Annotated in this window: 25 protein-coding genes; 6 read left to right on the top strand and 19 right to left on the bottom strand. The window is 31.8% G+C overall.

Annotation, left to right across the window (positions count from 1 at the left end; genetic code table 11):
• Window positions 1-173: 173 nt before the first annotated feature.
• From COX95_01185 to rpsU, 7 genes are all read right to left on the bottom strand, one after another.
• Complete coding sequence (locus COX95_01185) at window positions 174-1,379, bottom strand: cell division protein FtsZ (GenBank protein PIZ86515.1); 1,206 nt, start codon at window positions 1,377-1,379, stop codon at window positions 174-176.
• 192 nt (window positions 1,380-1,571) lie between these two features.
• On the bottom strand, window positions 1,572-2,834 hold the full coding sequence (gene ftsA / locus COX95_01180; protein PIZ86514.1) for a cell division protein FtsA: 1,263 nt from the start codon (window positions 2,832-2,834) through the stop codon (window positions 1,572-1,574).
• A 39-nt stretch (window positions 2,835-2,873) separates the two neighbouring features.
• Window positions 2,874-3,236, bottom strand: coding sequence for a UDP kinase (locus COX95_01175; GenBank protein PIZ86513.1), 363 nt, complete (start codon window positions 3,234-3,236; stop codon window positions 2,874-2,876).
• The gene (gene ybeY, locus COX95_01170; protein ID PIZ86512.1) at window positions 3,226-3,678 is read right to left on the bottom strand and encodes an rRNA maturation RNase YbeY; all 453 of its coding nucleotides are present in this window, start codon (window positions 3,676-3,678) and stop codon (window positions 3,226-3,228) included. The genes COX95_01175 and ybeY overlap by 11 nt, the downstream gene beginning before the upstream one ends.
• The gene (locus tag COX95_01165) at window positions 3,665-5,722 is read right to left on the bottom strand and encodes a hypothetical protein (protein PIZ86511.1); all 2,058 of its coding nucleotides are present in this window, start codon (window positions 5,720-5,722) and stop codon (window positions 3,665-3,667) included. The genes ybeY and COX95_01165 overlap by 14 nt, the downstream gene beginning before the upstream one ends.
• Window positions 5,723-5,726: 4 nt before the next feature.
• Window positions 5,727-6,170 carry an aspartyl-tRNA amidotransferase gene (locus tag COX95_01160; GenBank protein ID PIZ86510.1) on the bottom strand — a complete coding sequence of 148 codons (444 nt, stop codon included), beginning with the start codon at window positions 6,168-6,170 and terminating at the stop codon, window positions 5,727-5,729.
• On the bottom strand, window positions 6,170-6,379 hold the full coding sequence (gene rpsU / locus COX95_01155) for a 30S ribosomal protein S21 (GenBank protein PIZ86509.1): 210 nt from the start codon (window positions 6,377-6,379) through the stop codon (window positions 6,170-6,172). Before rpsU ends, COX95_01160 begins: the two co-directional genes overlap by 1 nt.
• Window positions 6,380-6,790: 411 nt before the next feature.
• Between rpsU and COX95_01150 the strand changes: the two genes are divergently transcribed.
• Window positions 6,791-7,411, top strand: a complete 621-nt coding sequence (locus tag COX95_01150) for a hypothetical protein (GenBank protein PIZ86508.1) — start codon at window positions 6,791-6,793, stop codon at window positions 7,409-7,411.
• A 231-nt stretch (window positions 7,412-7,642) separates the two neighbouring features.
• On the opposite strand, the gene COX95_01145 is transcribed toward COX95_01150, so the two are convergent.
• Together COX95_01145 and COX95_01140 are read right to left on the bottom strand one after the other, a co-directional pair.
• Window positions 7,643-8,326 (bottom strand): hypothetical protein, encoded by a 684-nt coding sequence (locus COX95_01145; protein ID PIZ86507.1) that lies wholly within the window; start codon window positions 8,324-8,326, stop codon window positions 7,643-7,645.
• A 29-nt stretch (window positions 8,327-8,355) separates the two neighbouring features.
• A complete protein-coding gene (locus COX95_01140) occupies window positions 8,356-9,681 on the bottom strand; it encodes a histidine--tRNA ligase (GenBank protein PIZ86506.1) in 1,326 nt (441 codons plus the stop codon).
• A gap of 250 nt (window positions 9,682-9,931) precedes the next feature.
• Between COX95_01140 and galT the strand changes: the two genes are divergently transcribed.
• Complete coding sequence (gene galT, locus COX95_01135; GenBank protein PIZ86505.1) at window positions 9,932-10,948, top strand: galactose-1-phosphate uridylyltransferase; 1,017 nt, start codon at window positions 9,932-9,934, stop codon at window positions 10,946-10,948.
• A gap of 6 nt (window positions 10,949-10,954) precedes the next feature.
• Here the strand turns inward: galT and COX95_01130 are convergent, their stop codons facing one another.
• From COX95_01130 to COX95_01105, 6 genes are all read right to left on the bottom strand, one after another.
• Entirely contained in the window at window positions 10,955-13,117 is a 2,163-nt protein-coding gene (locus tag COX95_01130; GenBank protein ID PIZ86504.1) for a (p)ppGpp synthetase, read from the bottom strand.
• On the bottom strand, window positions 13,110-14,831 hold the full coding sequence (gene recJ / locus COX95_01125; GenBank protein ID PIZ86503.1) for a single-stranded-DNA-specific exonuclease RecJ: 1,722 nt from the start codon (window positions 14,829-14,831) through the stop codon (window positions 13,110-13,112). Before recJ ends, COX95_01130 begins: the two co-directional genes overlap by 8 nt.
• Window positions 14,832-14,897: 66 nt before the next feature.
• A complete protein-coding gene (gene secF / locus COX95_01120; protein ID PIZ86502.1) occupies window positions 14,898-15,791 on the bottom strand; it encodes a protein translocase subunit SecF in 894 nt (297 codons plus the stop codon).
• The gene (secD, locus tag COX95_01115; GenBank protein ID PIZ86501.1) at window positions 15,788-17,143 is read right to left on the bottom strand and encodes a protein translocase subunit SecD; all 1,356 of its coding nucleotides are present in this window, start codon (window positions 17,141-17,143) and stop codon (window positions 15,788-15,790) included. The genes secF and secD overlap by 4 nt, the downstream gene beginning before the upstream one ends.
• A gap of 70 nt (window positions 17,144-17,213) precedes the next feature.
• Window positions 17,214-17,846, bottom strand: a complete 633-nt coding sequence (locus COX95_01110; GenBank protein PIZ86500.1) for a phosphoribosyltransferase — start codon at window positions 17,844-17,846, stop codon at window positions 17,214-17,216.
• Window positions 17,847-17,868: 22 nt separating this feature from the next.
• The gene (locus tag COX95_01105) at window positions 17,869-18,462 is read right to left on the bottom strand and encodes an RNA 2',3'-cyclic phosphodiesterase (GenBank protein ID PIZ86499.1); all 594 of its coding nucleotides are present in this window, start codon (window positions 18,460-18,462) and stop codon (window positions 17,869-17,871) included.
• A 57-nt stretch (window positions 18,463-18,519) separates the two neighbouring features.
• Between COX95_01105 and priA the strand changes: the two genes are divergently transcribed.
• Genes priA through fmt form a run of 3 tightly spaced genes read left to right on the top strand, consistent with a single transcriptional unit; the run spans window position 18,520 to window position 21,788 of the window.
• Window positions 18,520-20,325 (top strand): primosomal protein N', encoded by a 1,806-nt coding sequence (gene priA, locus COX95_01100; GenBank protein ID PIZ86498.1) that lies wholly within the window; start codon window positions 18,520-18,522, stop codon window positions 20,323-20,325.
• Window positions 20,326-20,335: 10 nt separating this feature from the next.
• Window positions 20,336-20,866 (top strand): peptide deformylase, encoded by a 531-nt coding sequence (def, locus tag COX95_01095; GenBank protein PIZ86497.1) that lies wholly within the window; start codon window positions 20,336-20,338, stop codon window positions 20,864-20,866.
• A gap of 7 nt (window positions 20,867-20,873) precedes the next feature.
• Window positions 20,874-21,788, top strand: coding sequence for a methionyl-tRNA formyltransferase (gene fmt, locus COX95_01090; GenBank protein PIZ86496.1), 915 nt, complete (start codon window positions 20,874-20,876; stop codon window positions 21,786-21,788).
• Between the two features lie 45 nt (window positions 21,789-21,833).
• On the opposite strand, the gene COX95_01085 is transcribed toward fmt, so the two are convergent.
• Complete coding sequence (locus COX95_01085; protein ID PIZ86495.1) at window positions 21,834-22,163, bottom strand: hypothetical protein; 330 nt, start codon at window positions 22,161-22,163, stop codon at window positions 21,834-21,836.
• Window positions 22,164-22,191: 28 nt separating this feature from the next.
• Between COX95_01085 and COX95_01080 the strand changes: the two genes are divergently transcribed.
• Window positions 22,192-22,434, top strand: coding sequence for a hypothetical protein (locus COX95_01080; protein ID PIZ86494.1), 243 nt, complete (start codon window positions 22,192-22,194; stop codon window positions 22,432-22,434).
• 100 nt (window positions 22,435-22,534) lie between these two features.
• Here the strand turns inward: COX95_01080 and COX95_01075 are convergent, their stop codons facing one another.
• From COX95_01075 to COX95_01065, 3 genes are read right to left on the bottom strand one after another with little or no spacing between them, the layout of a single operon-like run.
• The gene (locus COX95_01075) at window positions 22,535-23,494 is read right to left on the bottom strand and encodes a hypothetical protein (protein ID PIZ86493.1); all 960 of its coding nucleotides are present in this window, start codon (window positions 23,492-23,494) and stop codon (window positions 22,535-22,537) included.
• A gap of 21 nt (window positions 23,495-23,515) precedes the next feature.
• Window positions 23,516-23,863, bottom strand: coding sequence for a ribosome-binding factor A (rbfA, locus tag COX95_01070; GenBank protein PIZ86492.1), 348 nt, complete (start codon window positions 23,861-23,863; stop codon window positions 23,516-23,518).
• Between the two features lies 1 nt (window position 23,864).
• Entirely contained in the window at window positions 23,865-25,652 is a 1,788-nt protein-coding gene (locus COX95_01065) for a translation initiation factor IF-2 (protein ID PIZ86491.1), read from the bottom strand.
• Window positions 25,653-25,816: the final 164 nt, after the last annotated feature.

Below are 25,816 nucleotides of genomic sequence, written 5' to 3'. Positions count from 1 at the left end.
TATTGGAAACTCCTTAGTTATTTGCAGGAGTCTCAAATGTTTCGTAACTTATTCATTAACAAATTATTTAAAAGCTTTGCAAAGCTTTTAAATAATAATCAAGCACTCTTTAAATTATTGATAAAATAAAATAGGACTCGATATCGAGTCCTATTTTTTATAAAATAACGAATCTATTTTTTCAATTTCCTTCTTATAAATGCGGGTACATCAAACTCATCATCTTCTGAGAAACTCGCAATCTCTTCTTTTTCCTTTTCACTATCTAAGCTTATTCGTCTTGTAGGTCTGTCATCTTCGTCTTCATCTTTTTCTTCTTTTGTTTCTAAGATTTTATCTGTTTTAAGCGGGTGCCTTTCAAAGGCATCTGTTATATGCAAGTCTGATACAATGTGATCTTTTTGGATTTTTTCGTCTTTCTTATAATGCTTATTATCAAAACCAGTAGCAATAACTGTTATCTTTATCTCGCCTTGCATAGTTTCATCTATAACAGCACCGAATATAATATTTGCTTCTGGATCAGTTGCGTCAGTAATAACCTTTGCTGCCTCATCTATTTCATGCATCCCCAAATCATAACCACCCGTAACATTAAATAAAACTCCTTTAGCACCATCAATTGAAAGATCCAACAAAGGACTATCAATAGCGGCTTTTGCTGCATCAATAGCTCTATTATCGCCACTAGCTATCCCAATACCCATTAAAGCGGATCCTGCTTCTGCCATTATTGTTTTAACATCAGCAAAATCTACGTTAATCATTCCGTGCATTGTTATTAAATCTGCTATACCTTGTACGCCTTGTCTTAAAATATCGTCAACTATTTTAAGTGCATCAAGCATGGAAGTTTTTCTATCAACTATCTGAAGAACCCTATCATTAGGAATGGTAATAAGAGTATCTACTTTTTCTCTTAATTCTGTTAAACCTGAATCCGCAACTACTTTTCTTTTCTGCCCTTCAAAATTAAAAGGTTTTGTAACAACAGCAACTGTAAGAGCTCCAAGACTCTTAGCAACTTCAGCAACAATTGGACCAGCACCAGTTCCAGTACCTCCACCTAAACCATAAGTTATGAAAACCATATCAGCACCTGCCAATGCTTCGCTAATTTCTTCTCTATCTTCTTCTCCAGACTTTTTACCAATCTCCGGATCAGCTCCAGCCCCTAATCCTCTGGTGATTTCCTTACCGATATGAATCTTTTTTGATGCCTCAGAAAAATGTAGAGCCTGAGCATCAGTATTAATTGAAATAAATTCAACGCCTTTAAGTTTAGAGCTAATCATTCTGTTTACTGCTTGAGAACCGCCGCCTCCGACACCAACTACTTTAATTTTAGCGAAAGTCTCAATATCTGGTTTTACTTCCATTTGTTAACCTCCTATTTGCTAAAAAGGTTTAAGAACAATATTATTGTTCAATGATTTATAGTTAATTTTTTTTAAAATTCTGTGACCATTTTTGGGGTTCAACACTATACAAGCAAAGTATAGCATAATATAAATACTTGGCAAGTCTTTTATGCATAACCAAGTATTTATAATAAAAGTAAAGTAATTTGATTAAGGAAGAAAGTTTTTAAACCATTTTTTAGCATTTTTCATAAAACTATTAATTGGAACATTTTTCAAAGATTTTATAAATGATTTATTAGAACCACCTTGCTCGAATGCCCAAATTACAAGGCCTAAGGGTACAGAAAATAAAGGGTCATCAACTCTATCAACAATTCCTTCTATATCTCTTGGAAAACCAACCTGTGCTGGAAGTTTTAATTCTTCTTTAACAAAATCTACTATGCCTGGTAGCTTTGCTCCACCGCCAGTTAATATAACGCCACATGGAAGCAAGCTACCTTTTTTAATTTTATTTAATTCTTTTCTGACTAAAGAAAAAATTTCTGAGAGTCTAGCCTCAATAATATCAACAACATCCACCCGTTTAACTTTTGCATCCTCAATTTTACTAAAGCTGGAAAGATCTATTTCATCTTTTTTATTTATATCTTTTTTCATAGCTGTTCCATATTCTATTTTAACTCTTTCGGCAATATCTACCGAAGTTCTCAAACCAATAGCTATATCATTTGTAATATGATTAGCGCCAATCGGTAACACTCTGCTACCTATTATATTACCTTCTTCGAAAACAGCGATACTAGTCGTGCCTCCCCCTAAATCTATCAACGCACAGCCTAATTCTTTTTGTCTCTTTGATAAAACAGACATACTGGCAGCAATTGGTACAACAACCATTCCATCAATATCAGCTCCAGCCTGATCGATGCATTTACTTAAATTTCTAATAGCTGGCATAGATCCATGTATAATATGTGTCTTTACTTCTAGCCTAATACCTGTCATCCCAACAGGATCTTTTATACCTTCCTGATCATCAACAGTAAAAGCTTGGGGGATAACATGTAATATTTCTCTATTCGGAGTAAGGTTAACTGCCGAGGCAGCTTCTATGGTTCTATCTTCGTCTTCAACCGTTATTTCACCCTCTTTACTTGAAATTGCAACAACACCTTTATTGTCAATGGCTTCCAAGTGTGTACCACCAACTGAAATATAAGCATGATCAATGTGGATACCAGACATCCTTTCGGCTTTTTCTAGAGCAGCACTGATGCTAGTTACGGTTTCTTCTACATCAATTACCACTCCTCTTCTTAAACCTTTAGTCACAGATGAACCAACCCCAATAACTTCGATTTTTGAACTATTATTATTTTTTCGAGCAACAACAACACAAACCTTTGTTGTACCTACGTCTAAACCAACAGCAAAATTAGATTGTTTCAACTTTACCTCTCTTACAATTAAACTTAGAGTCTATTTTATTATAAAAATAAATAACTCTTACTGCAACATTTTCAAAATATAATGTATAAAAACTAACAAACCTACAAAAATGCTACCGATTGCAGAAACAAATACCGCAGCTGCGGATAGATCCTTAACAATCATTACTTTTACATTTTTTTCTGAATTTAATAAATCCATAGCCTCTTCTATCACAGTATTCACAATTTCTAAACTTATAACAAGGCATATAGACAAAATTATTGCTACCCATTCTAAAGAACTAATACCAAAAAATAATCCTAATAATATCACCGTCAATGCAGCTCCTAGGTGTATCTTGATATTTCTTTCTCTAATAAAAAATCTAAAACCCAAACTAGCAAATTTAAGGCTTTTGGAAAATTTTCTAAATAGCATCTAGCTCCTTTAATAATTCTTTCTCTTTTTTTCCCATTTTTCTTTGATCAGCTATTTTATTATGGCTATATAATAATAAATGTAGAAAAGCATGTACTAAATTTTCTTTTATAAATAATCTAAACTCTTTTCTGTCTTTACTGTTTTTTCTGATCCTCTCGATATTCAGTATTATATCACCTAAATACAATATATTTCTAGGTAGAATAAACTTAGGTTTCTTTGTCAGAAGAGGAAAAGAAAGTACCGTAGTAATCTTATCTTTATTTCTAAAAAGCTTATTTATTTTTTTAATATCATAATCTTCCATTAATACCAAAGAGATTGCAATTTTGTCTTTGATTTTAGCTAACGAAATCAAATTCTCAAGAATTTTCTTTAGGAATTTTTTATCGGCCATTGTTAACTTACAATTTACTATTTCAATCTTATTTTTTTTCATCAGGATATTTTATTCTCTTATGATGCATTGTTCTTAGGGTGTTTATAAATGAATTTTTAATAATATCAATTTCTTTGAGCGATAATTCAGAAAGTGATAGCTGGCCGGATTTTAATTTCGAATCAACTACCTGAAAAACTAATTCTTTTATTTTATCATAGGTCAAATCATCTAGTGACCTTGCCTTAGCTTCAATAGCATCAGCCAACATTAATATAGCGGTTTCTTTAGAGCCAGGCAATGGCCCACTATAATGAAATTTAGATAAATCTATTTCTATATTTTTTTCTTTTGCTTGAGATAAAAAATAGAAAACCTCTGAATTGCCGTGATGACTTTCTATAAAATTAATAATTTCTTGAGGTAATTTATTTTGTTTAGCTAACTTAATGCCATCAGAAACATGACTTTTAATTATTTCGGCACTCTTTTCAGGATCTTGTAATTTTTCATGTAAATTATATCTTTTCTGATTCTCAATAAAATATGCGGGATTAAATGTTTTACCGATATCATGATATATTGCACCAACCCTTACAAGCAAAGAGTTTGCCTTTATATCACTCGCCGCCCTTTCAGCCAAATTTGAGACTAAAATACTATGATGATAGGTACCCGGTGCCCTTAATGATAAATCTTTCAATAAAGATTGATTAGGATTTTCTAATTCTAATAATTCTAATAAAGTAGTAACTTTAAAAATATTTCCCCAAAATAATAAAGTACCTATTATTAGAACAATAGCACCTAAGCCATAGATAGAAGCAGCGCCAAGCAAAACAGAAACAGTTCTAATAGAAAAACTTCCGGCAATTAGATGAAAAGCAAAAGCTACAACAAAATGGAAGAATGCTAAATATATCCCAATTCTAAAAAAATCACCTATCTTATTAACATATCTTAATGCATAGATACCAACCAAAGAAGTAACTAAATATATTGCTAATAATTCTAGTGAATTTGAAGATATAATTCCTAAAAAAATAGAAAATATTATCGCTGAAAAAATTGCCACCTCAGAAGAAATAAGTACGGATATTAAAAGTATCGGAGCTGCTACCGGAATAATATAATACATTATTGGCTTAAGTGGAGTAAGAATCTGAAAAGATAATCCCGTTAAAAAAATAAAAGTTATAAAAATAGATAAAGCTTTTAATGAAGTAACAGTAACCCTGTTATAAATATTATAGTAAGACCTGAAGTAAAAAATCACTATCAATGCAATTAATGTGGAAATAATAATTTTACCGATATTTCTTAGGTCAAAGAAATCAGTCTTTTTTAATCCTACTGCTTCCAACTTCTCAAGATCTAGTTTATCAATGACCTTACCAGACCTAACGATAACTTCATCTTGTGTAATTAGTAAAGATACCGGCTCCACTTCCGCCTTAGCCTGCTCAATTTTGATATCAGTATCCTCCTTGGAGAAAATATAATTTGGTATAACTAATACAGATGCCAACTCTTTTATAGCAAGATTATCTTTCGAAGATAAAGAATCGGAAAGATATTTTTCTATTAATTCATCGGATATTTTTTCATCGTTTTTAATTTTTTCATTATCCTGTAATTTATTTAATAGATTAGAAGTTTCTGATTTTACTTTTTGCCAATCTTCCAGACTCAAACTGGTTATATAGTTAGAGATATCCTGTGAGAAATTTAGACTTAAAACATTTGCTATTAATTCTTCCTTATTAGTTGCATCTCCTCCCCTAACTTTATCAATACCCTTAAATGCCTCATCTGCTTTACTCTTTTGCTGAACCGATACACTTGGATCAAAACGATATACTTTCTCGACCTTGCTAGCAGCTTTCTCTTGAGCTTCTTTTGTTTTTACCTGACTTTTAAGATAAATTGTCCGCGGGGACTTAATAGTCTTATCAGATACCGAATCGAGTTCTAGTTTTGATTTTGAAGGAATTAAAATACTAAAAAGCGCTAAGGCATTTATTAATAATATCAAAATGAAAGCACCGGCAATAAAACCGGGCATATTTGAAAAAAAACTGTTTTTTTTATTCAACTCTTCCATGATGCTACTCTAATAATTTAATAACTTTACCTGAAACTACACCGCCATCAGCTTTCCCCTTGACTCTCTTCATAACTTCAGACATTACTCTGCCCATATCTTTTTTATCTGAAGCTCCGATATTATTAATTTCTTCCTGTATAATTTTATCTAGTTCCTCATCTGTCAATTGTTGTGGCATATATAATTGTAAAACATTCGCCTCTTTTTTTTCTTTTTCTGCTAATTCAACCCTTCCCACATTATTATAGGTTTTTTCTGCATCTTTTCTTTTTTTAATTTCTTTTGAAATTAAATCTATAATATCATTATCTGATAATTCTTTTTTAGTTTCAATCTCAAGATTCTTAATTGCAGATTTTAATAGCCTTAGAGTTGCAACAATAAGCTCTTTCCTATTTCGCATAGCATTTTTAAAGTCTTCGTTAATAGTATCGATTAAACTCATTATTTCTTACCTACATATCTATCTTTTTTTAAAGCTCTAATTTTAGATTTTCTTATAGCCTCTACTCTTTTTCGTGATTTACTGATTGGTTTCTCAAAATATTGTCCTTTTCTTGCCTGAGATAATTTACCACTCTGTTGGACTCTGCGATTAAATCTTCTAAAAAGATTTTCGAAAGATTCATGATCTTTTCTAACTACTTCTTGCATACTAAATACCTCCTCTCTTAACTTTCTCTACCAAACCCTGAATCACCTATTGAATGAAGATAAATATGATCCACTATATTAGCGCCTCCGTCTGGACCGATATTAGATACTAATCTGTATTTTATCATCTTCATATTGTATATCTGCTTGCAATTCTTTCTTGATTATTCGGCAAAATACACATTCTGACATTAATTAACCCCTTACTTTTGAAATTCTATCAGAAAAAACGCAAACTGTAAATCCTCTTCAGCTAAAAACCTTGTAATTTATTCAATGATACAAATAATAAGAACTCTTGACAAATTACCAGTGATTTGCTATACTACTTCCTTTTGAAAAATAGGCAACATTAAAGCCTATTTTTTGTTTTTGGGAAAGTTTTTCCAAAAAGGAGGTAATTAATTTATTATGAAAAGAATAAGAATCTTAGCCTTAATACCAATTCTTGCAATAACTGGTTTAGTCAATCAGGTGGAAGCCTATGAACAAAGTTTTGAAATCCCAGTGCAAAACAATAAACCTATTACAAAAAGTGTTGCAAGAAAAATAAATAATGAAAAAAAGGCCAGAATCAAAATCGAAATTAAAAAACCACAATTAGTCAAAATTAATAATAATCCTGCTGACGCTCGCAAAGAATCAGACAGAAAAAAATTAGTTACTAATGGGTTTAAAGATGATTACTATGATACGTATATAAAAGCAGCCGATGCATACAGTCTTGACTGGAGAATCTTGGCTGCTGTTCATAAAATAGAATCAGGTCAACGAGGAGATACTTTAGTTAAAAGTTGCAAAGGAGCCACAGGACCAATGCAATTTATGCCTAGTACTTTCAGGGCGTATGCTGTTGATGGAAATAATGACGGGGTAGCTAATATAAACAGTGTTGAAGATTCAATATTCACTGCTAGCCATTATCTCTCTAGAAATAATGCAACTAATAATATCGATCAAGCATTGTATCGCTATAACCATAGTACGAAATATGTTAACCAGGTAAAATCACTAATTTATAGTATTAAATAAAAAAAGGACGCTCTTTGGGGCGTCCTTAGAATTAAGAAATGTTACTAGAGACCCGACTCTTTATATAATATTCGTGACTCCTGTCTAAGCCTCGGCTCAGACAACGTTATCACATAAATTTTGTTTTTGTTTTTAATGTTCGGCTCTGCAACCCATCTTAACTCCAACGTCATATTATAATGTGCTTAAAAGCTTGTCTGTGATATAAATCACATTTTATTGAAGATAACTTTAGATCTGTTCTTGTATTTTCTCGGTATTTACAATAATGTGCTTATCTTTTGAAAGATTAATAAAAGATAATTGGCGTAATTTATTCAAAACTTTAGTTGCAGTCTCTCTTGAAGTGCCAATAATTTCTGCAAATTCTTCATGGGTTAATCGAGTATTTATTTCTGTGCCCTCGGCTATCTTAATACCATGTTTTTTACTAAATCTAAGCAACTCATTGATAGCTCTTGTCGTTACATTATTAAGAGCTAGGTCACGTATCCTGCTATCGGCCTCATTTAGAGCTTTGCTTAATTTCTGGATTATACTAAGTGATAATTTTGGATATTTAGAGATAAGATCTAAAAAGTCTTCTTTACTCATTATATAAATTTCAGAATCTTTTTTTGCTTCGGCAAAATCTGTTACCTTTACTTCCTCGCTATAGGCTAAAGAAAAATTAGAAAACATTTCACCACCCTCTAGAACATCAATAATAACCTTTTTACCTTCCGCAGAAACTTGGTATATTTCCACCTTACCTTTATAAATCATATAAATATTTTCAAAACCTTCATAAGGAGTAAAGATTAATTCGTGCTTAAAGTATTTCTTTTCTTTGAACAAAAAAATTATACTTTCTTTTTCTGGAGTCTCTAAGGTTTTAAATATTTCTATACATTGAACACAAATACTATTTGACATTACCCCATCCTATTGAAATATCAATTAGATTAAAAACTTTCTCTGGGCAATCTTTTTTTAATCTCATCGACTAGATTATCCAGGCTCACTACTTCCTGCATACCGCCACTCATATCTTTTATTATAATAGTACCATCAAGCACTTCTTTGTGACCAAGAATAAGAGCTAAAGGAGACTTTAATTTATCAGCAAGTCTCATTTGAGATTTTATACTTTCTTTACCAAGAGCGGAAACGACTCTGAAACCTTCTTCTCTCAACTCTTCAATTATTCTTAGACTTTTTTTCTTGGCTAATTCCCCTAGCTGGATTACAAAAATATCTGGTACATCTCTTACTGGAACTTTTATTTCTTTTTTCTTTAAATATTCAACAATTCTATTAGCGCCAAGAGCAAACCCGATAGCAGGTGTTGGCCTTCCTCCTAATGACTCAACTAATCCATCATACCTACCGCCTGCCCCAAATGCTGCTTGGGCATTATCTTTTAGATCTGAATCTTGGGACCAAATTTCAAAAACAGTCCTAGAATAATAATCAAGACCGCGAACTAAATAAGTATTAAGCTCGTAAGGAATTTCCAATTCATCTAAGTATTCCAAAACTTGCCTAAAGTGATTTTGATCTTCTTCATCTAGATAATCAATAATTTGAGGGGCATGAGATTTATACTCCTGGCACGCTGGCTCCTTACAATCCAACAAACGCAAAGGGTTTTGATGATAGCGCTTTTGACAATCAGGACATAATTTTTTCAAAATTGGAGCATATGCTTCTTGCAATTTTTTAGTATATTTAATTCTACACTTTTTACAGCCAATTGAATTAATTTGCACAGAAAAATCCCTAATTCTAGACCTATGGATTATTCTAGTTGCCAAAGAAATAATCTGAGCATCTAATATAGGATCTAATTCCCCTATAACTTCTAAACTAAATTGTGAAAATTCCCTTGTTCTTCCATATTGAGGACGCTCATACCTAAACATAGAGCCCATAGAATATAAATGTACCGGCTGAGGCAAATTACTCATACCATGTTCTATATACGCCCTGACAATAGAGGCAGTGCTCTCTGGTCTTAGCACTAACTCTTCTTTATCTTCTTTTTCATCTTTTTCACTGATATCGCTCTTTCTCTTTACTGCATACATCTCTTTCTGAATTATATCCGTTTCTTCACCTATCGGATGTTCAAACAAAGAAGCCTTCTCGATAATTGGAGTATTAATTCTAGAAAACCCGGCCGATTTTACGACTCTCTCAAAATTATTCTCTAAAAAATGCCAATATTTTTGTTCTTCAGGTAAAATATCCCGCATTCCTCTTGGTGTTTGCAATTGTTTTTTTATCATATTATCTCTTATTTATTTCGTTTCATTCTCAAAATTAGCATATAATATTCATTAATACAACTTGCTGAAACTTCCATTACAAGTGTTCACTATAATAATATATTAGCTAGCTCTTGTTATTCCACTATAGAAACTATCTAAAAATTAGTAAACAATTTGTAATTTAATACTATAAGTAAAACAATAAATTTTTACTATTTGCCTTATCGGATACTTTATTTATAATATAAGAAAGTAATAATCATTAAACATGAATGAACTTCGCGTATGCCCCATTACTGCTAAAAAAGTTATTATAGCGAAAAAAAGAGCTAAAAGATTTAGAGATGTAAAAGGACCAAAATCCTTCGCTGCCACATACAAAAAATGTTGCCCTTTTTGCTATGGGAAAAAATTAGATGTTAAAGAAACTTTCAGAATAGATTGGAATTTAATGGACAAATATGACTGGGATCTTCGGGGTTTCTTAAATTTATCACCATATCTAGAGTCAAGGATTCATAAAAAAAAGAACGGGATAAAGAAAAATGATCTTTTTAAAACAACAACTCCTTATGGCACAGCTGAAGTCTTGGTAGAAAACAGGGAACATAGTAAACTACTATCAACAATGACCTCAATTGAGCTACAGGACTTATTTATTGCATATAAAAATCGATACGAAGACTTATTAAAAAGATGGAGAGAAGTCTTAATATTCCGTAATTATGGATTTTTTGCCGGACAGAGTATTACACATCCACACTCTCAAATTATTGGTATTAATGAAGAAAGTCCTAATATAAAACACGAAAAAAGATTGGCATGTAAATATTATAAGGAGCATAATGGGTGTGTTATATGTTCACTCATAAAGGAAGAAAGAAAAAAGAAAAAAAGAATTATTTTTGAAAACAATCATTATATAGCAATTTGCCCCTGGGCATCATCTTTCCCTTACGAAGTATTAATCATCCCAAAAGAACATCAAAGCAGTATTTTAGAATTTTCATTAGAATCAATGGCTGGGTTAGCCGAAACTTATCAGGCGGTTTTCGGTGCCTTAAACTCCAAGCTTTTTGACCCCTCTTATAACTATTACTTTAGAAACTATAGAACAGTAGACGAAGAAAATGGACAAGCATTACATTGGTTTATAAGAATAATGCCGAGAGGCATATCTATCCCAGCAGGATTTGAACTAGGCACAGGGATAGAATCGGTCAATGTAATACCGCCGGAAGACGCAGCAAGTCTTTTCAGAGAATATACAAACAAGAGAAAATAAAAACGTTTATAGTCTTTTTACTAATTTAATATTAGGGAGATTAGATAACCTTTCCAGAATATTTTTCAGCTGGCTTGATTTTTGCAGCTTTAATACGGCATTAATCTTTGATATTTTGCCGGTCTTCATATTTATATTTCTTACACCTATTTTCAGCTCTTCTAAAAATCTAGTTAAGTTATTTAAAATATCCATATTACCGTCTGCTTCTATATATATAGAAACTTCGTAAGATTTTTCTATATCCCAATCTACCTCAATCAATCTTTTCTTATCCTCTTTTCTTATATTTGGACAATCTTTTTTGTGAATAGTAATTCCCCTACCTCTAGTGATGAATCCTACAACCTGATCTGTTTGACTAGGCTTACAGCATGAGGCAAAGTTCATAAGAAAACCATCCTGACCTTTAATTTTGATTCTATGCTTAACCCTAGATTTATTTTTTAAAATTGGGAAAAATCTATTTAATAGAGATTTTTTCTGAATAAAGATCTTTTCGTCGTTTAAAAAAATCTGCGATATTAACTGCTTCGGACTCAATATGCCCCTTCCTACTGCAATTAATATACTATCCAAATTTTTATAGGGGCGATTTCTCGTATACAGCTCCAAGTCTTTAGAGGATATTCTCTCAACGGATTTACCTATCTTTCGAAGCTCAAAATTAAGTAAATCTTTACCTAAAGAGATATATTTTTCTCTATCTTCTTCTTTAAACCATCTTCTTATATTATATAAAGCAAGTGGTGTTTTCACAAATCTTAACCAATCCCTTGAAGGACCGATGCTTTTTTTCGATAATAGTATTTCAACAACGTCACCATTATGTAGATTGCTGTTTAAAGGCAGAATCTTACCATTTACCTTACAACCCACACAATTATTACCAAGATCAGTATGAATCAAATATGCAAAATCAATTGGGGTTGCTTCTTCTGACAAATCTACAACTTCTCCCTTGGGTGTAAAGACGAATATACGGTCTTTGAATACATCAACTTTCAATTTATCCATAAAAGCTGAGGCTTCTAAATCTTTTTGCCACTCAATTAATTCTTTAATCCAGTTTAGTTTTTCAGGAATAATTTTAGATTCCTTATCTATTTCATAATGCCAGTGGGCAGCAATACCCCATTCCGCCTCCTCATGCATCTGCCTTGTTTTAATCTGTATCTCGATGATTTTACCTTCTAAACAAAAAATGGTTGTATGAAGAGATCGATAACCACTAGGCTTAGGGATAGCAATATAATCTTTTATTCTCTGGGGCAGAGGTTTCCAATCTTTATGTATTATCCCTAATGTTTTATAACAATCGCCGGTACTATTAACTATAATTCTTATTGCTACTAAATCATAAATTTTAGAAGAATCATCATTATATTTTTTAAGTTTTTTATAGAGGCTGTATAAATGTTTAGGTCTTCCTTCTATCGAAGCACGTATTCCCTCTTTTTTAAGTCTCTTATCGATCTCTATACTAACTCGATTAATATATTTTCTTCTTTCTTCCTCATTGTCTCCGACTAAAGAAACCACCTTTTTATATTCATGAGGTAAATAATATCTAAAACTTAAATCTTCTAAAATTCCTTTTATTTCACCCATACCTAATCTTGAAGCTAAGGGAGAATATATTTCTAAAGTTTCGGTAGCTATTCTTTTCCTTTTAGCGAGAGTTAAAACGTTTATAGTTTGCATATTATGCAAGCGATCCGCTAATTTAACTACAATAACCCGCAAATCCTTAGCCATAACCAGAAGAAGTTTTCTTAAATCTTCAACCCTTCCCCTTTTACCAAAATATTTCACCCCTCCTAAACGTGTTACACCTTCTACAATCTGAGCAATTTCATGACCAAATTCATTAACTATTTCTTCCTGATTACATTTAGTATCCTCTGGAACATCATGAAGCAATCCAGCAGCTATTGTGTTAGCATCCATACCCAGTTCAGCTAAATAATATCCTGTTGCTAAAGCGTGAACAATATATGGATCACCATTAGTTCTTTTTTGACCTAAATGACACTTATAAGCAAACGAATAAGCTTTCTTAATTAAAGCCTCGCATTTTGCATTAAACCCTGGTCTGTTTTTACATTTTTCGATGATACCTTCTAGTGAAGGTTTAATATTTAAAGATAGCATATAAATTTTAGCCATTTGATAAATTTAAATCTAATATCCTAAGTTGAATTGATGGAAAGCCAAAAAATTTATTTTCTTCAATTTTAAAAATAATGTCAACTTTATCGCCTTCCTGTAAATTATTATCCCACTCGCCTTTACCAAAGGCAATTCCTTCAAATTTTTTATTATTTTTCTCCAGATTCATTTTAAGATGGTTATTAGAACCGACTAAACGCTTAGATGTTATATTGACTTTTTCCATTAAAAAAGTTGGAGTAGGATTAGATTTTCCGAATGGAGCAAAATTCTGTAATTCTTTATAAAATAACGGGCTGATTTCCTCAGGTTTTATTTCAACATCTATCTCATAAAAATCTTCTATACTCCCAACAATAACATTATCAGTGTTTTCAATTAATTGAGATTTAATAATTTCATGATTCTTTGTTCTGTAAGTAAAACCAACCGCCTGTTTATGCCCCCCAACCTTTTCAAACAAATGAGACATTGATTGAAGGGATTCATTAATATCAAAACCCTTATAGCTCCTGCCTGATCCCTTTGAAAATTCAATACCTTTTTCAACGATTAAGACGGGTCTTTTATATTCCTCGGCTAATCTGCCCGCTACTATGCCTAATACTGATGAAGGCCAATCTTTGTTTGCTAAAATTATAATATTTTTATCATCAAGAAAAGATTCTATTTCCTCTCTTGCCTCTTTCAGAATCCGATCAGTTACCTCTCTTCTTTTTATATTAAGATCTTCTACCCTATTTACTATTTTAAATGCCTCAATTTTAGATTGTGTTGTAAGCAATAAAAAGGCTAAATCAGCATGATCTAATCTTCCTACTGCATTTATTCGGGGGATTATAAAAAAATCTAAGTCTGAACCATTCCCGTTTTTTGCTCTTCGCTTAAGTTCTATTATTCCTATTCTTCTTGTTTTAGAAAAAACAATAAGCCCGAATTTAGCTAAGGTTCTATTTTCTCCGATTAGAGGTACGCAATCTGCAATAGTACCTATGGCTACTAAATCTAAAAGCCACTTTAAAAAAACCTCACCTTTATCTTTAGATTGAAATAATCTAATAACTCCTTGGGCAAGCTTAAATGCTACACCTACGCCTGCCAATTGATCAAATTGATACTTGCAGTCTTTACGTTTTGGGTTTATTACCGCAAATGCTTTAGGTATACGGGACGAAGGCTCATGATGGTCAGTAATTATAACATCTATGCCTAATTTATTCGCTTCTTCTATTTCCTTAAAATTTCTTATTCCGCAATCAACCGTAACAAGTAGTTTAATTTTTTTTGAAGCTATCCTTTTAATTGCCTCACTATTCAATCCATAACCCTCCTTTTCTCTGTGCGGTATATACACTAGGGGCTTGATTCCGAAAAAATTAAACATCTCATAAACAACAGAGCTCGCCGTGACACCATCAGCGTCATAGTCTCCAAAGATAGCTATCGGCTCTTTATGCTTGATGGCTTGCTGTATTCTCTTAGTTGCTTTTGTTAAATCTTTTATGCCTACAGGATCAAAAAGATCTTCATAAGAAGGATACAAAAAATTACGAATTTTTTCTTCTCTTTTTTTCCTGGAATCTTTTATACTAAATACTGTTCTATTAAAAAGAAGCTGCAAAAATATCCTTGAAATATTTTTATGTTCCTTAAAAAATCTTTCAGGTAGAGCTTTATTTATTTTCCATTTTTTCTCAAGGGTCTTCAACATACTTCCTCCGAAGCTAAACAACAATAAATAAAGGAAAATTTACTTTAGATTGTTATTAATAACAATCTAAGCCTGTTTTTTAGCTCTTTTGTCGTCCAAGTTTTTCCAAGTAACTAAAAGCGGGCTAGCAATAAAAATAGAAGAATAGGTACCCACAAACATGCCAATCAATAAAGCCATCACAAAAGAACGAATGGTTTCACCGCCCAATAAAAGAAGGGCTGTAATAACAAAAATTACAGCTAAAGAGTTATTTAGAGAACGAACAATTGTTTCTGTAACACTATCATTAACAATCTCTTCAAATGTTTCCCTGCTTGATCTTCTCAAATTTTCTCTGATCCTATCAAAGACAACAATCGTATCGTAAACAGAAAAACTTATTATGGTAAGAAGAGCTGTAATGAATAAACTGTCAATCTCAATATTAAAAAACTTTCCTAATATAGCAAATGAACCAACGACAAATAAAACATCATGTATCAGTGCAATAATGGTACAAACACCATACTTCCAAGAAGCTACCGGCTTTGATATACCCTTAAAAGACCATGCGATAAATCCAACTATGACTAACATGGCTATCGTCAAAGAAAGATAAGCTTTAGTTGCTATATCTTTACTAATAGTAGGACCAACCGTTTCAAAGCGTATTTCTTTAACGTCTTTATTTATTTTTTTAAGCTCTGTAATAATTTTTTTATGGCCATCATCAGCTAAAACTTTTGTCTTTATTTTCAATATATTATCAGATTTTTCTAATGAAATAACTTCTATTTTTACTGAAGTTAATAATTCCTTGGCTTTATCAACATTATCTATTCCTTTTACTTCAATAAAACTACCGCCTGTAAAATCTAAACCCATTTTTAACTGACCAAAAATAATACTTAATACACTAACTACCATAAGAATTCCCGATATAATAAACCAAATTTTACGGTTAGTAATTATATTCATATCTTGCTTTTAACCTCTAAATCCTTTACCTTTACTCCAATCAAAATATTAAAAAGTTTTTCCTTTCCGATAAATTTTCTTAATGCTATAAATCTTAATATAGGTTCGGAAGCTAAAACAACCATCATTAAACTAACAAAAATACCAATTCCTAAAGTTACTGCAAATCCTCTAATAAGCCCTGTGCCTAAATAATAAATAACCGAAGCTAAAATTAAACTTACTACGTTGGATGTCCATATGCTGCTCCAAGCACCCTTATATCCCTTCTCTATGGCTAAACCAAAATTTTTTCCCCTTCTCAATTCTTCTTTTATTCTCTCTAGAATTAATATAGAAGCATCCGCTGCTGCACCCGTTGATAATATAAAACCAGCTATACCGGCTAAAGTTAATGTAACAGAAAAAAGCTTAAATAAAGCCAGTGTAATTAAAGAACTAAAGATCACAGATATCACAGATAGCAAACCAAAAAATCTATAAAAAGCCAAAAGGAAAATCATTATTGCTAAAATACCAACTAAGCCAGCCAAAATACTATTATTAACCGAATCTTGACCTAGTGTCGCTCCTACATTTTTTTGTTCAACAAGCTTCATGGGCACCGGTAAGGCGCCGGCATTAAATTGAATAGATAGATCGCGAGCCTCTTTTAAATTAAATTTACCAGTTATTCTTGCTTTTCCGTCAGGAATTTCCGTCTGTACTGTAGGCGCAGAAATAATTTCGTTATCTAAAAAAATTGCAATCTGCTTACCGATATTTCTTTTGGTAGCTTCGGAAAATTTCTTTGCTCCCTCAGAATTAAATTCAATATCAATCCCTATGTTCCCTTTTTCATCCCGACCAACTTCCGCTTTCTTAAAATCGGCTCCAGTTAGAACAGGATCTTTTTTCCATCCACCTCCTAACATCATCGGTTCTCCGCTTATACTTTGGGGGGAAGAATCGGATTCCTTAAATTCAAGCTGCGCGGTTTTTCCAATAAGGTTTATGGCTTCATCTATATTTTGAATACCCGGCAATTGTACAATAATTCTCTGAGAACTTCCGAATGTTTCAAGATATATCACGGGTTCCGAAACTCCAAAAGCATCAACTCTATTTCTAATAACTGCTATTGCTTTATCCTGAGCTTCTGCCTTTTGGCTTTCTTTAGAAGTATCTAATTCATAAACTAATTGCGTACCGCCCTGTAAATCTAAACCCTTATTGAGCTTAAGCGGTTTTTTATAATTAATACCAATTTTAGTCAAATCTAAATCAGGTCCTTTTGGTATAACAATCAATATCGATATTGCCAAAAGGAAAATGAGAAAAATAAACCTAAATAAGAATTTTTTCTTTTTCATATAAATTCCATTACAAAAACAGAATATAGATCATTTTAACATATATTGGTTACGTTAGGGAATAAGATTATTAAACTTTTCTTTTCCTGCTTATTGCTAGAGTTTCTTTCACCTCAGAATCAGTAACTTGAGGAAAGTTTAAGTAAAATTGCCCAACTGCAAAAAATACTTCAGGGGATTCTAAAAATATTAAATCATCTACGCTTTCCTCTAATCTATTTATCATATCTTTTGCAATAACAGGAACAGCCAATATTACTTTTTTAGCTTTTTCTGTTTTAATAAAATCTACTGCCTTCAAAACCGTTAAGCCCGTTGCTATACCATCATCAACCAAAATAACATTTTTATTAACTAAATTGAGCCTTGCAGAGCCCTTTCTGTATTCCTTTATTCTTCTTTTTATTTCTTTTAAAACTTCTCTCCCCTGTATATCTAAATACTTCTCTGACACTTCGGCTTCTGGATTCCTTAATATATTGCCATTTTGATCAACTGCGCCAACAGCATATTCGGGGTTATCTGGTGCGCCTATTTTTCTTACTACTATTATATCCAACGGTACATTAAGAAATTTGGCTATTTCTAAACCTAAGATAACCCCGCCCCTTGGAATAGCAAGAATCATTGTATCTTTACGATTCCTGTATTCTCCAAGCTGATGGACTAACTTCTTTCCTGCATCTTTTCGATCTTTAAACATTTTATCCCCCTTTATAGATAATTTAGATCAGAGCATTAATAGATTTTCCAAAATCATTTAGATTCACCCTAAAGAGTAATTTATATTCAGGTCCTGATTTCTTTAAAACACTTTCCATAATATCAATGTTTGAAACAATAACTTCTCCGATATCTATTTTCTTAGATATTGCCAGAATCTTATCAGTATTCTTTATTTTTTTATCTTTCTTCACTCTCCCTATTGTTAAATGTGGGGTAAACAGTCTATCTTCTGTTTTCAAACCACTAATCGCCAGCTGCTTGTTTAAGTTATTTTGAATATTTAAAATATTAAGATTTTCCCCACTACCGATCCAAACTACTCTAGCCGTATTAATTGAAGGGAAAAAACCGATGTTGCCTAAGTTGATCTTAAATATTTTAAAATTTTTAGAAATCTGTTTAAGAATAACTGTGGCCCTAGCTATTTCTTTTTCCGTAACCCAACCTAAAAAGGCAAGGGTAATATGAGTGTTATCAAGATCAACCCATTTTATATTAGGTTCTGAATTTTTTATTTTATCAATAATACTATTAATTGCCTGTTTTATCTCGACTGGAAAATTAACAGCGATAAAAATTCTTCTTTTTGTCATAATAAATAATCCTTACCTTTATAATTGTATCACAATAGACTAGAATAAATACATACTATGTATGCAAAAATATTGCCATTTACTTATACAGACGCCTTGTCCTATAAAATACCAAATGAGCTAACAGAAATTATTAAAATAGGACAAGTTGTAGAAATTCCATTAGGTGATAGAGCTATTAAAGGAATAGTTTTGGGATTAACGAATAATCAACCTGCCTTCAAAACCAAAAAAATAATATATATCATAAACCCTACTCCACTCTTTACAGAGAAACAAATAGCCCTGGCTAAGTGGGTATCATATTTCTATTTTTCTTCTTTATATCAAGTTATAAAAAACATGAATATAAAAAACTTAGAAAAACATCTTTCAGAGATCAGAATCAAACCAAACTATAATAAGCAAAGCTTAATTAGGCAGACAGGCAAAAAGTATATCCTATATACATATGATGACAAAAAGATATCTTTCTACCTTAAAGCAATTTCTAAATGCATAAAGAATAACAAGCAAGCTCTTTTAATCTTCCCTGACAACATATCATTAGAAAATTTCTCAAAAATAATATCAGAAAAAAGATTAAAAACGGCGACCCTAACAAGCAAACTTAATAAAAAAGAAAAGAGTAAGGAGTGGCTTAAAATAAGAAATGATGAAGTTGATTTAATTATAGGAACCAGAACTGCAATATTTTCCCCATTCCAAAATCTAGGCCTTATTATCATAGATAAAGAATATGAAGACGGTCATAAACAGGAAAAAACTCCAAGATATAAAATAAATGAAATAGCTGAGTATCTGCAAAAAATTACTAGATGCAATTTAATATTGCAAACAGACATCCAAACATTAGAAAACTTTTATCGTAATAAAAATGGATATAAGAATATAAAATCTGGCTTTATTGCTAAAAAACCTGAGATAATTATTTTAGATATTAGAGGAAACCGGGAGTTTATTGATACAAAAATAGAACAATTAATCCAAAAGAATTTTAAATCAGGCAAAAAAAATGTTTTCTTTTTAAATAGAAAAGGTAAAGATACTGTGATAATGTGTCCTGATTGTAATTTTACTTTCACCTGCCCAAGCTGCAATATACCCTTAACTTCTACAGAACAGTTTCTTCTATGCAATCATTGTGGTTTTAAAAAAGAAATACCTATTATGTGTAGCAATTGTGGAAGTAAAATTATCAAAAGATCAGGTATAGGAACTGAAAAATTAGAGATAAAATTAAAAGCACAATTCCCCAAAGCGAAAATATTAAGAGTTGACGAAAGAAACAAAAAAAACTTTGATAATAATAAAATCAAAAACGCTGACATCATAGTTGGGACCCAAATGATAAAAATGATTGATTTTAAAAAAGTCGGTCTCTTAATATTTTTCTCTGTCGATAGCATTCTCAATCTTCCAACATATCAAGCTGAAGAAAAAGCACAAAAAATTATAGATTCTCTGATATCCAAAATTAACCAAGATACAAAGGTTATTATAAGAACTGCGAATACAGAAAATCCTTTAATTAACGTCATAAAAAAACAGAATTATTTTTCATTTTTTGAGAATAAATTAAAAAACCTGAAGGATTTACATTACCCACCTTTCTGTGATTTAATTCAAATTATTTTTAGGGGAAACGATGATAAAAAAATCAATAAACAAATAAGAGAGATCAAGGAACATTTAAAAAAATATGAAATCATAGGACCATTCTCCCCCTATATATCAGATAAGAACGGAAAATCAAGAAAAGTCATTATTGTTAAAACCGAGAAAAATAAAGTTTTCTATGATAAAATATTTAGATCAATGAAGAATATTTCTATAGAAAGAAACCCTGAATCTTTAATTTAAGGAGTAAATTATGGCGAATATGGAAATAGTAACTGTGCCTTCAGATACTTTAAGAAGGAAGGCAATAAAAATTAAAAAAATAGATAAATCAATAAACAAATTAATAAACAATATGACTGAAACGCTTAGAGGCTTAAATGGGGTTGGTCTTGCTGCGCCCCAAGTTGGTGAATCAATAAAATTAATTATAGTTGAGTCAAGAGGTAATAAGAGAAAAAATGGAGAAGAAGTTCCTATCATACCCTTAACTATTCTTATCAATCCGGAAATAATAAAAACTTCCAAAGAAAAAAGTTGTGAAGATGAAGGATGCTTCAGTGTACCAGGAATTTGGGGATCAGTAGAAAGGCCGACAAAAATAACTTTAAAAGCATTAGATAGAAAAGGAAACCAAATAAAAATCAGAGCGGATGGCTTATTTGCTAGAGCCCTTCAACATGAGATTGATCATTTAAATGGCGTACTTTTTACAGATAAAGCAGATATTAATACACTGCATAAAATTGGGCCTAATGGAGAAAAAATAAAAATAGAGCTCTAAAAATATTATGATGAACCAAAAAACAATGAATAAAATATTATTCGCTGGAAGCGGTTACTTTGCTGCACTCCAGATTATCGGGTTATTGAAAAAATATAAAAACCTAGAAATAATTACGCAAAAAAATGACAACCCCGTAAAAGGAGAAATTAAAAATTTAGGACTAACCGTATATGAAGTAAGCAATAAAAAGGAACTAGAGGAAACTTTAGAATCCTTAAAACCGGATTTATTAATTGTTTCTGATTTTGGTATCATCCTATCCCCTAAGTCTTTATCCGTCCCAAAATTGACTATTAATACTCATCCATCATTATTACCGAAATACAGAGGTCCATCCCCTTATATTAGTGCTCTACTAAACGGGGATAAAGAAACCGGTGTTACTATTATAAGAATGACAGAAGGTATTGATGAAGGTCCAATATATTTACAGGAAAAGATGACTATTACTAATAATGAAAATCAAATATCCTTAAGAAAAAAATTAGCCGATCTAACTTTTAAAATGTTAATTGATAATTTGGAAAATATTTATAAAGGAACTATTAAACCAATTCCTCAGGATAATAATAAGGCCAATTATACTAAGTTATTTACAAAAGAAGATGGAAAAATAAATTGGCAAGAAAATGCAGAAGTCATAGAAAGAAAAATAAGAGCCTTAAACCCCTGGCCTGGCACGTTTACCTTTTTCAAACTTAAAAACGGAAAAGAACTAAGAGTGAAAATACTAAACGCTTACATTGAAAAAAATAACGATCTAGAAATAGACCGACTAAAAATTGAAAATGATAAGTTAAAGATAAAAGCGTTAGATCATTACTTAGTTATAACCAAAATCCAACCCGAAGGGAAAAAAGGAATGAATATAAAAGAATTCCTGAATGGTTACCGAAATATATTATCATTTACTGAATAAAAAAGAATTAATAATTATTGACTCATGTATAGTTATCTTAATAATTTACCAATCTATTCTCATTAAGATTACTATAATAACTAAAAGTGGCCATAACACTATAACAGGCCTTACCCACCAAGATTTCTTTTTGATTAGACCATAGATAGAAACTCCGGGCAATATTACCATAAGCGCAACCATTAAATACAAAACTGGATTATCTATTTTTGCTTTCCCTTGAATAATATTCCAAACCATTATCAGGCCGATAACGAAATACCCTATCATCCAAAGAAACCAATTTGCAGAGAAAAGGCCCCAATTTTCAGGTGTACGCTTAGTATCAGGAATAGGTTTAAATAAGAAGTAATACCATGGTTGTTTTTCTTGCATATTTACATTATTGAACAAGCGTTTGTAAATGTCAAAAATCTTTTTAAACCTTTTTTTCTGCCCGCATTTTGAAAAAGCGGTTTTTTGTTTTCTTCTCTTTGCCTTAAATGCAGCCATCTCAAAAAAGCGCTCGGAAAATTTGAGAGTTTCAAACGGTCTTGATTCCTATCAAGACGAAAATCTGCCAACCCGAACAAAGAGAGTAATAACATCTCTTTGTGAGGGCGGTTTCTTCTTAGAAATCGTTCAGATATGGAAGCTTGAAACTTGAAAAATTTTCAGCTTTTTTGAACCGGCTGCGATTTTTGGGCGACTTTTTCTAAAAAAGTTGCAAAGAAATATTTTAATTACTTTTATAAAAAAGTAAAAAATTATTCTTCTATAATTTCCCAACCATTTTCTGTTTCTCTAAGCTTGCCTTTAATTCTAAACCCAGATGCCCTAACATGCCCCCCTCCACCAAATAAATTTGCAACCTTCCTCACATCAAGTCCACCATTCTCTGATCTTAAACTTCCTCTAATTTCATCTTTATCTTCTCTTAAAAGCAGTGCGGCTCTTGCATCAGGGATAGAGTTAATAAGATTTACAACACCTTCAAGATCTGACTCATTTGCTCCACATTCTTCAAGATCTTTCTTGGTTATAATAGAGCTTACAATCCCCTTTTCTCGGTCATTCTTAATCCTAGAAAGAACCCTTCCCCATAGTTTTAAAGCAGAAACATTTTTTCTCCTAAAATTGTTTTCAGCTATTTGTTTTATATTTGCACCCTTAGAAACTAATTGCGCAGCAATCTCTAAGCTGTCTTTAGTTGTATTAGAGTGCATAAAACTTCCGGTATCAAAATAAATCCCGGTCAGTAAACAATTAGCCATATTCTTATCAACATCAATCGATAAAAAATCTAATAAGTGAAATATAATTTCCGATGTGGACGTTAAAGATGGATCAACGACATTAATATGACCAAAATCATTAAGCTGGATGTGATGATCAATATTAATAATTTGAGCTTTTTCTCTTTTTAAAACTTCTTGCATATATCCAGTTCTATCTAAAGCGGCACAATCTAAAACAAAAAAAATATCAGTTGTATCTGGTATTTTTTCTTCAAAAACAGGAAGAGGGAGATAATAAAAATTAATAGGCAAAGAGCCTGAAAGAACAGGTCTAACATTCTTTCCTATTTTTTTTAAACCGTGAGCCAAAGCACAAACACCACCAACCGCATCACCATCAGGATCCATATGACTTAAAATAGTAAAATCGTTGTTATCCAAAACAAGATTTTTTATTTTATTTAAATTGTCTGTTAGCGTAGCTTCCATAACTTTTCCTTATTGATAAAATCAGTGTTTCATCTTACTATCCTTAATTTTATCGAGCAATCTCTCAATATTAGATTCGTACTCTAAAGATTCATCCAAAAATAGTTGAATTTTTGGAATATATTTAAGTTCAATAGTTCCATCTAAAATATGCTGAATCCTTGGCAATATCTCTTTAAACTGTTTTAATGTTTCTTCTGCCTTAGCAAAAGGAAAAATACTTATAAAAGCTTCTGCGCTTCTAAGATCTGGTTCTGTTTTAACACGAGTAACAGTAATCAGAATATCTTTTGGTTTAAAATATTCACCTATTAATTTGCTTAATTCCTGTTTAATAAGCTCATTAACTCTGTCTATTCTCTTTATCATTTTAAAGGTTTCTAACTTTCTCTTCTTTTATTATAAAGACTAGTTCATCGCCCTCTTCTAAATGAGAAATCCCTGATATATTTATACCAAATTCTTTATCCCCTGATACTTCACTCACATTATCTTTAACAATCTTTAAACCAACTATTTTGCCGTATGTAAGATTACCTTCTTTCTCAAGCTTTACTTCCATTTCTTTATTAACTTTTCCGTTAATTAACTTTGCACCGATAATCATATCATTCTTGCCTGATTTAAATACTTTAAGGATCTTACCTTTACCCATCTCTTTTTCAATAATTTCTTTTGGAAGAAGCGCGGTCAGTGCTTCTTTTATGTCATCAATAACATTATAAATAACGTCATAAAGACGTATTTCTGTTTTATGTTTTTCCGATGATTTCTGGGCTGCTAAACTAATACCAACCTTAAACCCAATCACAATAGCATCATCGCCTGCCAAGGTGACATCAGATTCAGATATTTCACCGAGTCCCTCTTTAATAAGATTAACAGCTACTTCGTTAGTGTTAAGTTTATTTAAAGACATATTTAACGCCTCTAAAGAGCCTTTAACATCGGCCTTTAGAACAACTTTTAATTCTTTGACTTTGCCTTCTTTAATTTTATCCGAGATACCCTTTACTCCAATGTTTTTTCTTTCTTTAAGATTCTTTAAACTTTCAAAGTGTTTTCTTTCAGAAACTTCAGCTTTTGCTTCCTTTTCAGATTTCACACCCTCCAGTAATTCACCAACATCAGAAAGATCTTTTAATCCCCATATCCTAACTGGCATACCGGGAATCGCTTCTTCGATTTTTTTAAGATTAGAATTCTCAATAACTCTTATCTTTCCGTAAATAGAACCGCAAACGACATAATCCCCTACTTTAAGAGTTCCATTTTGTACAAGTAATGTTGCAGTTGGACCTCTTCCTTTATCTAAATGCGATTCAATAATAGTGCCCCATAATCTACCCTTTGAATTAGCTTTACATTCTTTCATATCTGATATTAATAAAATCATTTCAAGAAGCTGATCTATGCCTTCTTTTGTCTTAGCTGACACAGGTATAAGAACAACATCGCCTCCCCAGTCTTCACATATGACTTTGTGTTCAGACAATTCTTGTTTTACTTTTTCTATATCAGCTCCTGGTTTATCGATTTTATTAACTGCTACAACAAAAGGTAAATTCGCACTTTTCAAGTGATTTATTGATTCAATCGTTTGAGGTTTTACGCCATCATCAGCGGCGACAACTAAAACCCCGACATCTGTCACTTGAGCGCCACGGGCTCGCATAGTTGAAAAAGCCTCATGTCCAGGCGTATCTAAAAAAGTAATTTTCTTACCATTTTTTTCTATTTGATATGCACCTATATGCTGGGTAATCCCCCCTGATTCAGATGAAACCACATCAGCTTTTCTAATAGCATCTAATAAGGAAGTTTTACCGTGGTCAACATGTCCCATGACTATTACAACCGGCGACCTTGATTCGGTTTTCTCTTCATCTGAGTCTAAATCCGCAATAGTTCTCCTATTAGACTCTCCATCTTCCAATGCTTCTTTTGCAGTAAAACCAAATTCTTCAGATATAATAGCAGCGGTTTCATAATCAATATCTTCATTGATAGTTGCCATCACTCCGTTTTTTAACAACTCAGAAATAACCTCAACAACAGGTTTGCCTAATTTTTCGGCTAATTCTTTTACCTGAATAATTAAAGGAATCTCTATTATCTTATTTTCATTTGTATCTTCAATTTTGTTACTGGTATCCATAATAAACACCCCTCTCTAAATATCTTCATAACTTTATAATTATATACTTTTTTGAATAAATTTAAAAGTATGTGTACGCGTCACGCACATTTGAGACTCCGGAACAGTTTTTATTAAATAATCAATGGGTGAAATATTACCCAAAGATTGGTGTATTCTCTTTG

It is taken from the genome of bacterium CG_4_10_14_0_2_um_filter_33_32, assembly GCA_002792735.1.
Taxonomy (GTDB): Bacteria; Patescibacteriota; CPR2_A; order CG2-30-33-46; family CG2-30-33-46; genus CG2-30-33-46.
Note: the sequence above shows the minus strand (reverse complement) of the source record. Positions and strands in the feature narration are given on the sequence as shown.

What these genes read in the sequence shown, in the direction of transcription:
- COX95_01080 (PIZ86494.1), top strand. Translation starts at nt 22,192, where the DNA reads ATGTCAAAAATCTTTTTAAACCTTTTTTTCTGCCCGCATTTTGAAAAA.
- COX95_01085 (PIZ86495.1), bottom strand. Translation starts at nt 22,163, where the DNA reads ATGCAAGAAAAACAACCATGGTATTACTTCTTATTTAAACCTATTCCT.
- def (PIZ86497.1), top strand. Translation starts at nt 20,336, where the DNA reads ATGGCGAATATGGAAATAGTAACTGTGCCTTCAGATACTTTAAGAAGG.
- COX95_01175 (PIZ86513.1), bottom strand. Translation starts at nt 3,236, where the DNA reads ATGCTATTTAGAAAATTTTCCAAAAGCCTTAAATTTGCTAGTTTGGGT.
- secD (PIZ86501.1), bottom strand. Translation starts at nt 17,143, where the DNA reads ATGAAAAAGAAAAAATTCTTATTTAGGTTTATTTTTCTCATTTTCCTT.
- recJ (PIZ86503.1), bottom strand. Translation starts at nt 14,831, where the DNA reads ATGTTGAAGACCCTTGAGAAAAAATGGAAAATAAATAAAGCTCTACCT.
- secF (PIZ86502.1), bottom strand. Translation starts at nt 15,791, where the DNA reads ATGAATATAATTACTAACCGTAAAATTTGGTTTATTATATCGGGAATT.
- COX95_01160 (PIZ86510.1), bottom strand. Translation starts at nt 6,170, where the DNA reads ATGAGTTTAATCGATACTATTAACGAAGACTTTAAAAATGCTATGCGA.
- COX95_01065 (PIZ86491.1), bottom strand. Translation starts at nt 25,652, where the DNA reads ATGGATACCAGTAACAAAATTGAAGATACAAATGAAAATAAGATAATA.
- COX95_01075 (PIZ86493.1), bottom strand. Translation starts at nt 23,494, where the DNA reads ATGGAAGCTACGCTAACAGACAATTTAAATAAAATAAAAAATCTTGTT.
- COX95_01165 (PIZ86511.1), bottom strand. Translation starts at nt 5,722, where the DNA reads ATGGAAGAGTTGAATAAAAAAAACAGTTTTTTTTCAAATATGCCCGGT.
- COX95_01110 (PIZ86500.1), bottom strand. Translation starts at nt 17,846, where the DNA reads ATGTTTAAAGATCGAAAAGATGCAGGAAAGAAGTTAGTCCATCAGCTT.
- COX95_01145 (PIZ86507.1), bottom strand. Translation starts at nt 8,326, where the DNA reads ATGTCAAATAGTATTTGTGTTCAATGTATAGAAATATTTAAAACCTTA.
- galT (PIZ86505.1), top strand. Translation starts at nt 9,932, where the DNA reads ATGAATGAACTTCGCGTATGCCCCATTACTGCTAAAAAAGTTATTATA.
- COX95_01105 (PIZ86499.1), bottom strand. Translation starts at nt 18,462, where the DNA reads ATGACAAAAAGAAGAATTTTTATCGCTGTTAATTTTCCAGTCGAGATA.
- rpsU (PIZ86509.1), bottom strand. Translation starts at nt 6,379, where the DNA reads ATGCAAGAAGTAGTTAGAAAAGATCATGAATCTTTCGAAAATCTTTTT.
- COX95_01140 (PIZ86506.1), bottom strand. Translation starts at nt 9,681, where the DNA reads ATGATAAAAAAACAATTGCAAACACCAAGAGGAATGCGGGATATTTTA.
- ybeY (PIZ86512.1), bottom strand. Translation starts at nt 3,678, where the DNA reads ATGAAAAAAAATAAGATTGAAATAGTAAATTGTAAGTTAACAATGGCC.
- COX95_01130 (PIZ86504.1), bottom strand. Translation starts at nt 13,117, where the DNA reads ATGGCTAAAATTTATATGCTATCTTTAAATATTAAACCTTCACTAGAA.
- COX95_01150 (PIZ86508.1), top strand. Translation starts at nt 6,791, where the DNA reads ATGAAAAGAATAAGAATCTTAGCCTTAATACCAATTCTTGCAATAACT.
- fmt (PIZ86496.1), top strand. Translation starts at nt 20,874, where the DNA reads ATGATGAACCAAAAAACAATGAATAAAATATTATTCGCTGGAAGCGGT.
- rbfA (PIZ86492.1), bottom strand. Translation starts at nt 23,863, where the DNA reads ATGATAAAGAGAATAGACAGAGTTAATGAGCTTATTAAACAGGAATTA.
- priA (PIZ86498.1), top strand. Translation starts at nt 18,520, where the DNA reads ATGTATGCAAAAATATTGCCATTTACTTATACAGACGCCTTGTCCTAT.
- COX95_01185 (PIZ86515.1), bottom strand. Translation starts at nt 1,379, where the DNA reads ATGGAAGTAAAACCAGATATTGAGACTTTCGCTAAAATTAAAGTAGTT.